General features: G+C 72.1%; 7 protein-coding genes and 1 pseudogene. 6 read left to right on the plus strand and 2 right to left on the minus strand.

All coding sequences use genetic code 11. From position 1 onward, the window contains the following. Window positions 1-229: 229 nt before the first annotated feature. Together AB0I51_RS47555 and AB0I51_RS47560 are read right to left on the minus strand one after the other, a co-directional pair. Entirely contained in the window at window positions 230-769 is a 540-nt protein-coding gene (locus AB0I51_RS47555) for a hypothetical protein (RefSeq protein WP_362985636.1), read from the minus strand. A gap of 94 nt (window positions 770-863) precedes the next feature. After that, window positions 864-1,308: pseudogene (locus tag AB0I51_RS47560) on the minus strand (SAM-dependent methyltransferase). A gap of 325 nt (window positions 1,309-1,633) precedes the next feature. Here AB0I51_RS47560 and AB0I51_RS47565 point away from each other — a divergent pair. From AB0I51_RS47565 to AB0I51_RS47590, 6 genes are all read left to right on the plus strand, one after another. Then, entirely contained in the window at window positions 1,634-1,906 is a 273-nt protein-coding gene (locus AB0I51_RS47565; RefSeq protein WP_362985638.1) for a type II toxin-antitoxin system prevent-host-death family antitoxin, read from the plus strand. Beyond that, complete coding sequence (locus AB0I51_RS47570; protein ID WP_362985640.1) at window positions 1,903-2,166, plus strand: Txe/YoeB family addiction module toxin; 264 nt, start codon at window positions 1,903-1,905, stop codon at window positions 2,164-2,166. The genes AB0I51_RS47565 and AB0I51_RS47570 overlap by 4 nt, the downstream gene beginning before the upstream one ends. 307 nt (window positions 2,167-2,473) lie before the next feature. After that, on the plus strand, window positions 2,474-4,069 hold the full coding sequence (locus AB0I51_RS47575) for a TIGR02677 family protein (protein WP_362985642.1): 1,596 nt from the start codon (window positions 2,474-2,476) through the stop codon (window positions 4,067-4,069). After that, the gene (locus AB0I51_RS47580) at window positions 4,066-5,295 is read left to right on the plus strand and encodes a TIGR02678 family protein (protein ID WP_362985644.1); all 1,230 of its coding nucleotides are present in this window, start codon (window positions 4,066-4,068) and stop codon (window positions 5,293-5,295) included. Before AB0I51_RS47575 ends, AB0I51_RS47580 begins: the two co-directional genes overlap by 4 nt. Window positions 5,296-5,300: 5 nt before the next feature. Further along, entirely contained in the window at window positions 5,301-9,455 is a 4,155-nt protein-coding gene (locus tag AB0I51_RS47585; protein WP_362985646.1) for a TIGR02680 family protein, read from the plus strand. A gap of 118 nt (window positions 9,456-9,573) precedes the next feature. Continuing rightward, a complete protein-coding gene (locus AB0I51_RS47590; RefSeq protein ID WP_362985648.1) occupies window positions 9,574-10,830 on the plus strand; it encodes a TIGR02679 family protein in 1,257 nt (418 codons plus the stop codon). Window positions 10,831-10,999: the final 169 nt, after the last annotated feature.

Consider the following 10,999-nt stretch of genomic DNA (forward strand, 5'->3'; position numbering starts at 1 on the left):
ACCGGCCAGAGCCAGGACACCGGCGACCACCACGGCCACCGGGCACTCAGACCTGCCCACACCCACACTGACCTGCTGCTATTTACGCGTCAGAGCCCTGCTGACAGACGAGCCGGGCCGTACGCCGGGGAGTGTCACCGCAGCGCTATGACCTGCGCAAACGTGCAGGGAGTGCGCTTGTGTGGCTACTTTGATGGCTGCGTAAGGCGCACCCCCGAGCCGTACGGGGTCACCAGGTGTGAGCCACGTCCACCACGAGATGGTTGGCCGTCTGGAAGACCCGGAACGGCAGCCGGGCGCGGACGCCCAGTCCGGCCTGGGTGTATCCCTCGGAGCCGCCTGTGACCTTGAACTCCCGGAAGGTCCGGTACCCGGTGACGTCGACGGAGGGAAGCGGCGGGTAGGGCTGTCCGGTCGCCGGGTCGTAGCGCGAGGAGAACAGTGAGATCTCCAGAATGGCTCCGCCCTTGATCGGAACCACGATGTCGCTCGGGTCCTGGTGCAGTACGTCGACGTAGCGGACCGTGTAGCCGATCGGGTCGGCCGCCGTGCCCTGGGCATCGAAGACCAGCCGGTCGTAGCACTCGTGCTGTCCGGTCCTCACGTCGGTCAGTCGCCTGGAGGCAACGGGGTCACCGGTCTTGTCCAGGCTTCCCCACGTCACGGCACAGTCCACGGCCGTCGGCGCGGCCACCGCCGGAACAGTGCCGGCCAACAGGCCGCCGCCCGCCAGCATCATCGCGGCCAGTGCAGTACCTATCCGTCGCATGACTACCCCCGGTAGCTCGCGTAGGTGTGTGTCTGTTCAGACCGGTGGCTTTCCGGAAGGTTGTACGCCTCCTGCTGTTCTTCCTGTCCTGTCGTTACGGCTTACGCGCAAGTCCACCGTGCTCGGCGATGACCTCCGGGATGCCCAAACCGGGCTCCGGACGCCACTCCGTCACCGAGACGACGCCGGGCTCGACAAGCTCCAGGCCGTCGAAGAACGCGGTGATCTCATCGATGGCGCGCAGGCTGTACGGAACGGCGCCGCTGTTGTTGTAGGCGTCCTGGGCCTGCTCGAAGACAGGCTCGATGCCGCGCGACCCGTCGTTGACGGAGAGGAAACTGCCCGAGGGCGAGGCTTCCATCAGCCGGGTGACGGATGATCCCGGGAAACACCTCGGTGTACGCGTCACCGGCCGCCTCGTCGACGGGATAGTTGTCCTTGCCGCCGAGCCAGTAGTTCCAGATGCGGACGGAGTGCGGCACCGGCTTGTCGATCTTCCGCTGCTCCGCCGGCTCGGACGCCGGCACAGAATCGCTCATGAGCCGTGTGCGTCCTTCAACCGGGGCGAGGATCATTCACGCCACATCCTACGAACCAACTCCCTTCTCCAACACACCAGTTCATGTCTTCTGGTCCATGCCTTCCGACTGGTGTGCCGACCATGGGACGGGCCGAGTCGGGCTGTGCACCGGGGATGGCTTGGATACCCGAGGGAGCACCCCCTGAGCTGCGCGGACGTTTCGCGGGACCAGAAGCCGCACACATCACGTGCACACCAACCCGGAATCCACCTCTCCAACAGGTACGAATTTTCGTACCAGTCCGGTACGATATTAGGTACCGCTCAGCGAGAGGACGTACGCCATGAGTCTTACCGCCAGCGAGGCGCGCAAGGATCTTTTCCCTCTGATCAAGAAGGTCAACGACGACCACGCGCCGGTGCGGATTCACTCCAAGAACGGCGACGCGATCCTCATGTCGGCAGAGGACTACGACGCCTGGCAGGAGACCATCTACCTCCTGCGCTCACCGGCCAACGCCCGCCGCCTCATGGAAGCCGTCGCCCGCGACCGTGCGGGCCAGACAGGGGTCACCAAAACCCTGGAGGAACTCCAGGAACTGGCCGGTGACGAGTGAGGGACGTCAACTTCGACCCGGCCGCCTGGGACGACTTCCAGCACTGGCTTGCGACCGACCGCAAGATGGCGCGCCGCATCGTCCGCCTCATCGGCGAGATCCAGCGCGACCCCTTCAACGGCATCGGCAAGCCCGAACCGCTGAAGGGGGACCTCTCCGGCTACTGGTCGCGCCGCATCGACGACGAACACCGCCTCGTCTACCGAGCCGACGACAAGCAAGTCAAGATCCTCAAGGCTCGTTACCACTACACCGACTAGCCTGGCTCAGCCAAGTCGGCGAGCGCTTCTTGCCTCCACCCTGCAGCGGTACGCAGTTGCAGCCTCCTGCCGGCCGGCGACGCGGCCCTTTTTGTGATGCCCACAGTGAGAGCGACGCCTCACACAAGCCCGGGGTCCGGCAGGCCTGGCCATGGCCAGGACACCCCGTCACAGGCGACGGCTACAACACGGCCCACAGAGTACGGCCGACTACGCAAGCGGCGAGAGCCCGCCCCGGCGTGACCCTGCGCGAGGATCAGGCCACGATTGCCACAGCGGGGTGTCCGTCGGGGAGAATGCCTGAACGATGACGTCGACGCCTTCCGGACCGGCCCGGGCCGGGTACACGCCCTTCGCTCACCTCACCGTGCCCAACGCCGCCCTGTACCGCCGGGTGATGGGAGCTTTCCTGGCCGCCAAGGAGCGCTTCGCCGTTCATCTGCGGCCCGAGGACGTGTTCGCGGCGCTGCCGCCGGAGCACCGGCCCGCCGACGTGGACACGGTGGTCAAGGCGCTGGACAGCCTTGTCGACTGGGGCAACCTGCGGGCGGATCCGGACACTTCCCGGGTCACCGCGGTCGAGGACTTCTACCGCAAACGCTTCATCTACCAACTCACCCAGGCCGGCGAGGCGGCCGAGCAGGCGCTGTCCGCGTACGACGAGGCGCTGGGGCAGCGCGGTGCGCTGCAGGCGGTGGCCCTGCACGACATCGTGACCCAGTTGCGGGCCCTGCTGGTGCTCGCGGCCGGGCAGGAGGAAGGCGGGCCGGACGCGGCCAAGACGCATCTGGCGCTGTCCGCTCTGACGAGCCGGTTCGAGGCGCTGGCGGAGAACGCGCGGGCCTTCATGGGTTCCCTGCAGCGCACGATCGACCTGCACGGCGTGGAGGTCGAGGTGTTCCTCGCCTACAAGGACCGTCTGATCCAGTACCTGGAGCGGTTCATCCAGGACCTGATCACCCTGGGCGGGCGGATCGCCCTGCTCATCGGCGAGTTGGAGGAGCAGGGCCGGGTCGGTGTGCTGTTGCGGCTGGCGGCGGCCCGGGAGGCGGCCGACGCCGCCCCGGGTGAGGCCGAGAGCGCCGAGGCGCGCGCGTACGAGCGGTGGGTGGGCAGGTGGTCGGGGCTCGCCGCCTGGTTCGTGTCGGCGGAGGGCCGTGAGTCGCAGGCCCGTCTGCTGCGCGGCCGTGCTCTGGGCGCCATCCCCCAACTGCTGGCAGTCGTACGGCAGTTGAACGAGCGGCGGGCAGGGCGCTCGGACCGCTCGGCGGACTTCCGGACCCTGGCCCGCTGGTTCGCCGAGGCCCCCGACGACGCGGCGCGGCACCGGCTGTGGCGTGCGGCGTTCGGGTTGTATCCCGCACGTCACCTCACCGTCGACGCAGATACCCTCGACCGGCGCGCCGCCCGCCCGGTGACCGCCTCCACCCCGTGGGCCGAGGCAGAGCCGCTGCGGATCAGCCCGCAGCTGCGCCGCACCGGCAGCTATGAGCGGCGCGGCAGGACCCGCCGGGTGCAGGACCGGTCCGAGCAGCGCAAGCGCCTCGCCGAGATCGCCGCCCAGCAGGCGCAGGAGATCGCGGCCGCCCGCGCCGGCCTCGCGACGGACGGCACCACGAGGCTGTCCGCGCTCGGCGAGCTCGACCCGCTCGCCTTCGGCCTGTTCCTGCAGCTGCTCGGCGATGCCCTGGCCACCTGGCGGCCCGGCATGAGGGCCACTGTCGCGACCAGCAACGACGGCACGATGGAGATCCGGCTCACGGCCTTGACGGACGGTACGAGGGCCAGGATCCGCACCCCTGGCGGCACCTTCCGCGGCCCCGACCACCTGATCGAGATCACCGATCTCACCCGAACCGGTCAGGCGCGCGCCGCCGACCCTTCTGGCGGGGAGGAGTCATGACCACACCCCTGGGCGAGGTGCTGGACGGGCGGCGCACCGCCGAGTTCCACAAGGCCGCCCGCGCGCTGCTGAAGGAGCCCCTGCTGCTCGCGCACGGCCCGCACGCGGAGGAGTTCCGGCTGGTGCGCCGGCACGCCGGCGACCTGCGCGACTGGTTCGACCGCAACACCGGCTGGCCGCTGCGCGTGGACGCGGACGCGGCGCGGCTGGCCAGGGCACCCGGCACCCTGGCCGACCCCACCCATCCGGCCCGCGAGGCCTCCCGCGCCCGCGCGCCGTTCACCCGCCGCCGCTATGTGCTGCTGTGCCTGGCGCTGGCCGCACTGGAGCGCGGCGAGGCGCAGATCGCGCTCGGCCGGCTCGCCGAGCAGGTGGTCCTGGACGCAGCCGATCCCCATCTGGCCGCCGCCGGGATCGAGTTCACGCTGGAGCGGCGCGAGGAGCGGCTGGATCTGGCGTCGGTGGTACGGCTGCTCATGCACTACGGCGTACTGCGGCGGGTGGCCGGGGACGAGGACGCCTACGTCAGCGGGGCGGGCGATGTGCTCTACGACGTCCAGCGTCGCGTCCTGGCCGGACTGCTCGCCGCCCGCCGCGGCCCGTCGATGATCACCGCGGACGGTTTCGAGGACCGCCTGTCCGAGCTGACCTCCGAGAGCGCGCTGGACAGCGACGAACTGCGCTTCCGCGCCATCCGTCAACGGTTGACCCGGCGCCTGCTGGACGACCCGGTGCTGTATTACGCCGAGTTGGCCGACGAAGAGCTCGCCTATCTCACCCGTCAGCGCGCCTTCATCACCGCCCGGATCACCGAACTGACCGGTCTGGTCGCGGAGGTGCGTGCCGAGGGCATCGCCATGGTCGACCCCCTGGACGACCTGACCGACGTACGGATGCCCGAGCAGGGCACCCACGGACACGTCACCCTGCTGCTCGCCGAGTACCTCGCGACCGCCGACGGCGCGGTCAGCCGCGGCGAGTTGGAGCGCAGAGTGCGGGAACTGGCCGCTGAACACGGCGGCTTCTGGTCCAAGAGCGCCAAACAGCCGGGCGCGGAAGCGGAGTTGGTCGACCAGGCCCTGGCCAAGCTGACCTCTCTCGGCCTGGTCACCGTCGCACAAGGCGGCGTCGCCCCGCTGCCGGCGCTGGCCCGGTACGCGGTCGGCGACACCGTCGTACGGGATCCGGGAGTCCCCGCCCCTCGTACCTCTCAGCGAAAGGCATGACCGCCGTGACCGCCTTGCCCACCCCCGCGCCCGGCCGGTGGCGTCCGCTGCGGATCGGCCTGGTCGATCTCTTCTACTACGACACCGAGGAGTTCTGGTTCCGGGACGGACGGCTGCTGTTGCGTGGCAACAACGGCACCGGCAAGTCCAAGGTCCTCGCCCTCACCCTGCCCTTCCTCCTGGACGGCGACCTGTCCGCGCGCCGCGTGGAACCCGACGCCGACCCCGGCAAGCGCATGGAGTGGAACCTGCTGCTGGGCGGGCAGCATCCGTACCCCGAGCGGCTCGGCTACACCTGGATCGAGTTCGGCCGCCACGACGAGGCCACCGGACAGGACCGCTTCCTCACCCTGGCCTGCGGGTTGAAAGCGGTGGCGGGGCGCGGCATCGCCCGTCACTGGTACGCCGTCACCGACCAGCGGATCGGACCGGAGCTCAGCCTGCTCGACGCCACCGGCACCGCGCTGTCGCGGGACCGGCTCGCGGAGGCTCTCGCCGGGCGCGGCATGGTGTACGACACGGCCACGGCGTACCGCAGGGCGGTGGACGAGGCGCTGTTCGGTCTGGGTGAGCGGCGGTACGCGGCCCTGGTGGACCTGCTCGTCCAGCTGCGCCAGCCGCAGCTGTCGAAGCGGCCCAATGAGACGGCTCTCTCGCGTGCGCTGACCGAAGCGCTGCCGCCCATGGACCAGGCGGTGATCGCCGATGTGGCCGAGGCGTTCCGGTCCTTGGACGAGGAGAAGGAGGAGCTGCGGGCGGCCACCGAGGCCGAGCGTGCCGCCTCCGCCTTCCTGGACCACTACCGCCGTTACGCCCGCGTCGCCACCCGCCGCCGTGCCCGGCTCCCCCGCCACGAGCACGCCCGCTACGAACAGCTGAACCGCGACCTCGTGCAGGCCCAGACCGAGCGGTCGCAGGCCGAGGAGGACAGGGAGCGGATCGCTGTGCGGCTCGCGCAGCTGGAGGAGAGTGCCGCACGGCTGAAGGCGCAGGAGGCCGCGCTGCGTGAGGGCCCCGAGATGCGCAGCGCCCGGGAGTTGGAGCAGGCGGCGGCAGACGCGCGCCGCACCGCCGGGGAGCTTTCCCGCACCGAGGTGGACCGGGAGCAGGCCGCCCAGGCGCACACCCGCGCCCTTGGCCGCCTGGAGAGTGCGGGCAGACGGTTCGCGGCGGCCGAGGAGCAGGTCGCGGACACGCTCGCGAGCGAGCGGGAGGCGTCCTCGGCCGCCCGCCTCGACGGTGGCCTGCGCATCGAGGGCGCGCCGGAGGCCGAACTGCGCCGGGCGGCCGAGGAGTCGGTGGCGCGCAGGCGGCGCACGGTCGACCACGTGGAGGAGATGACGTCGCGCGCCGAGGAGGCCGCCGCCGAGCGGCGCGCCGCCGCCCGTCGGCTGGACGAGGCGCAGACCGAGGCCGGCCACACTGCCGAGCAGCAGGCCCAGGCGGAGGCCGCCGCAGTCCGGGCGGGCCGGGAACTGGTCGCCGCCGTACGCGAACACCTCGACATGTGCGAGGAGTTGACGCCCCAGGACCCGGTGGGCCTGCTGGACGGTCTGCAGGACTGGGTCACCCATCTGCGGGGACCCTCTCCCGCGCGGGTACGTGCCGCCGACGCCCATCGTGCCCGCGCCGCGGACCTGGCCGACGGGACGGCGGCCCTCGGTCAACAGCTGACCGAACTGAACACCCGGCGCGCCGAGAGCGAGCAGGAGCTGGCCGACCTGGAAGCAGGCGGCCAGCGCGGTCCCACGGCACCGCACACACGTACTCCCGGCGTGCGTGAACAGGCGCCCGGAGCGCCCCTGTGGCGGTTGGTCGACTTCCACGATCACGTCACCACCGGTGAACGCGCGGGCCTGGAGGCGGCGTTGGAAGCCTCCGGGATCCTGGACGCCTGGGTGTGCCCGGACGGCACCGTCCTGCACACAGACCTGCATGACGTCCTGCTGTCACCGGGCGCCCCGCTCGCCGGGCCGGTGCTCGGCGACGTGCTGCGCCCGGCCGTCGACCACGGTGACCCGCGCGCCGTGGCGGTGGGCGAGCAGACGGTGGCCCGCCTTCTGGCCGCCGTGGGGCTCGGCTCCGGCGGCGACACCTGGGTGGCCGCGGACGGCCGCTTCCGCATCGGAGCACTGACCGGCAGCTGGTCGAAGCAGGCCGCCGTATACGTGGGCGAGGGCGCCCGCGAAGAGGCACGCCGGGCCCGGATCGCCGCCCTGCGCGGCGAACTGGACGCTCTGGCAGGCCAGTTGAACGAGGTAGAGGCCGAGCGGGCAACGGTGGCCCGACGTCGCCGTACTCTGGATGCCGAACTGGCCGCAGTTCCCGACGACGCCGCCCTGCGCCACGCACATGCCCTGGCCGCGGCCGCCGCGGACGCCGCCCACCGGGCCCGCGCCCGCCAGGACGAACGCTCGGCCGACCTGGCCGCGGCGGCCGGGCAGGAAGCCGAGGCCGTCACCGAACTCACCGACACGGCAGCAGCCGTGAACCTGCCCGCCGACCGTCCGCAGCTGCTCGTCGTCCGCCAGGCACTGGCCGACTACGCCGCCGTCCTGGCCGCTCTGTGGCCAGCCCTGCGCGAGCGGGCAGATGCCGGACGCACGGTGGTCGACGAGCGCGCGGAAGCCGAGGCTGCGGGCGCGCGGGTTGCGGAACTGGCTCTGCGTGCCGAGGAGTCGGCCCGCCTGGCGGCCGCCGCCGACGAACGGCACACCACCTTGCGCTCCACCGTCGGCGCCGCCGTCGCGGAGCTGGAGCGGCGCCTGGCCGCCACCGCCGAGGCCCTGGTCGCGTGCGACCTCGACCAGCGCCGCTCCCGCGAGGAGCACACTGCTGCCGGACGGCGCGTCGGACATGCGGAGGGCCGTATCGAGCAGTTGGAGAAAGACGTGGACGAGGCCGCCGCCTCCCGCGCCGAGGCGATCGCCGCGCTCCAGCGGTTCGCGGCCACCGGACTCCTGGCCGTGGCGCTGCCCGAGGTGGCCCTGCCCCCACTGGACGGCGGACCGTGGGCGGCCACCCCGGCCGTCGCGCTCGCCCGCGCCATCGAGGCGCAGCTGTCGGGCCCGTCCGGCACCGACGACTCCGACGGCGCCTGGGAACGCGTCCAGAAACGGCTCAGCGAGGAGTACAAGAAACTCCAGGACGCCCTCTCCCGCGGCGGCCACACCGCCACCGCCCGCATGGTCGAGGACGGCATGGTCGTCGACATCGTCTACCAGGGCCGCCGGCGCACCGTGCCCGACCTGGCCGCGGCCCTCTCCGCCGAGGTGACCGAACTGGCGCACATCCTGTCCGCGCACGAACGCGAGATCCTCGAAACCCACCTGCTCACCGAGGTCGCAGGCACACTCCAAGAGCTGATCGCCGCCGCCGAGCGGCAGGTGCGGGCCATGAACGCCGAACTGCTGGAGCGGCCCACGTCCACCGGAATGAAGCTGCGTCTGGTGTGGCGCTCCTCACGCAAGGCGCCGACCGGGCTGGCCCAGGCAAGGGAGCGCCTGCGCCAGTCCGCGGACGCCTGGGCACCCGAGGACCGGGCGGCGGTCGGGGAGTTCCTGCAGGCCGAGATCGCCCGCCGGCAGTCCGACGACACGGCGGGCAGCTGGCTCGAGGTGCTCACCGCGGCGCTGGACTACCGGTCCTGGCACGAGTTCGGCATCGAGCGCCACCAGCACGGCGTCTGGGTTCCGGCCACCGGCCCCGCCTCCGGCGGCGAACGCGTCCTGGCCGTATCCGTACCGTTGTTCGCCGCCGCCTCCTCGCACTACGCCACGGCCGCCCCCGACGCCCCGCGCCTGGTCACCCTGGACGAGGCGTTCGCGGGCGTGGACGACGACTCGCGGGCCAAGTGCCTGGGCCTGCTGCACGCCTTCGACCTGGACGTGGTGATGACCAGCGAACGTGAGTGGGCCTGCTACCCCCAGGTCCCCGGCATCGCCATCGCCCAGCTCTCCCGCGTCGACGAGATCGCCGCGGTCCTGGTGACCCGCTGGGAATGGGACGGCACCGATCGCGTACGGGGCGATGAACCGGACCACCGCCTGGCGACCCTCCCGGCTCAGACGGCTTCCCCGGCTGCGGCTGCTGCGGTCGGCGCGGCGACACCCGTACCCGCCGAGGGCACCGACTCCGGCCAGGACTCGCTGTGGGTGTGAGCGGGCCCGGGCAACCCGGCCCTCTCCCCGCCCGGACGGCTCCCCCGGCCGCGACGGTCAGCGCGGCAGCACCCCTGCCCACCGACGACACCGACCCCGGCCAGGACTCGCTGTGGGCATGAACAGACCCGGGCAACCCGGCTCCCCCGACGAACCCGGCCCGCGCATCGACCTCGACCGCCTCGGCCGGCTGCTCGGCGACCCCGGCCTGGCCTGGCTGGTCGAGCGCGTCCGGCGCCGCATGGAGCGGGACGAACCCCTCACCGGCCTACTCACCCTGATCGCCCCCACCACCGCCGAACGCGCCGCCGCCGAACGCCTGTTGGGCCGCGCCCCACGCGCCGGACGCTCACTGACCGTGCGCCTCGACGCGGTGGATGCCGTGCTGCGCCGCTCCGGCATCAGCCCCGACGGCCTCGCCACGGCCGTCACCGCTCTCGCCGGCCCCGTCGCCCGGCTCGCCGACGTACGCGAACAGGAGGCGAACGCCTGGCAGGAGGCGTACGCCCCGCTGGCCGCGCTGCGCCCCGAACTGGCAGAGTGGGCCCACCAGTTGCGCAAGGACGGTCTCGTACGCCGCCTCGCCCGCACCCCGAACGCGGCGAAGATCCTGCTCACCGACGCCACGACGGCCCTGCGGACACTGCCCGCCGACCCGGCGGTGTCCCTGCCCGCCTTCGCCGCCACCGCTCTCGGCGACGCTCACGCGCTCGACGACGGAACCCCGCTCGCCACGATCGTCCTCTCCGGCATCCGTGCTCTGACCGGCTTCCCCGACGGAAACGGAGCCGAATGGCGCCGCGAGGCCTGGGCCTCGGCCGGCCTGCTCAGAGACGCCCTCTCCTCCACCGTCCTCACCCTGGGCCTACGCGGCACCCCTGCTCTCGACTGGATGACCGACGCGGGCGAACCGGCCGTCCTGACACTGCGCCAGCTCACCCACAGCCCTCCGACGCCGGCGCCGGAGGTCGTCTACGTGTGCGAGAACCCGACCGTCCTGGCCACCGCCGCAGACACCCACGGCCCCACCTGCCCACCCCTGGTCTGCCTCCAGGGCCAGCCCTCGGCCGCCGCCCTCACCCTGCTGCGCCACCTCCACTCCCACGGATCCACGCTCCGCTACCACGGCGACTTCGACTGGGGCGGCCTGCGGATCGCCGGTGCCCTGCTGCGCCGCGTCCCCTGGCAGCCCTGGCACTACACCGCCGCCGACTACCGCACCGCGGCCGCCGCCACACCGTTGGCCCCACCCCTCACCGGCACGCCGACCGACGCGGCGTGGGATCCCGCACTGGCCGTGGCGCTGGGCGAACTCGGGGTGCGCATCGAGGAGGAGACAGTCCTGGACGTGCTCTTGGCCGACCTCGCGCCTTGAGCTCGTCGTGCGGGGGGTGCCCCTATCTGTTTCGTCAACCCTGGTGGGGTCGGCTTGTAGGGGGTGATCCTGGTTTTTTGGGAACGTCCCGCGAAGCGGGATGTTCCCGGTGGATCGGGTGGCTGATGGGCAGCCCGGTGGCCGGAGTGGCCGTGCCGGTGCGCGGGCG

Origin of the sequence: Streptomyces sp. NPDC050549 (genome assembly GCF_040655035.1) — a bacterium.
Lineage (GTDB): Bacteria > Actinomycetota > Actinomycetes > Streptomycetales > Streptomycetaceae > Streptomyces.

Bases quoted from the DNA above. Each gene is read 5' to 3' on its own strand.
- AB0I51_RS47555 (WP_362985636.1), bottom strand. From the start codon at position 769: ATGCGACGGATAGGTACTGCACTGGCCGCGATGATGCTGGCGGGCGGC.
- AB0I51_RS47565 (WP_362985638.1), top strand. From the start codon at position 1,634: ATGAGTCTTACCGCCAGCGAGGCGCGCAAGGATCTTTTCCCTCTGATC.
- AB0I51_RS47575 (WP_362985642.1), top strand. From the start codon at position 2,474: ATGACGTCGACGCCTTCCGGACCGGCCCGGGCCGGGTACACGCCCTTC.
- AB0I51_RS47580 (WP_362985644.1), top strand. From the start codon at position 4,066: ATGACCACACCCCTGGGCGAGGTGCTGGACGGGCGGCGCACCGCCGAG.
- AB0I51_RS47590 (WP_362985648.1), top strand. From the start codon at position 9,574: ATGAACAGACCCGGGCAACCCGGCTCCCCCGACGAACCCGGCCCGCGC.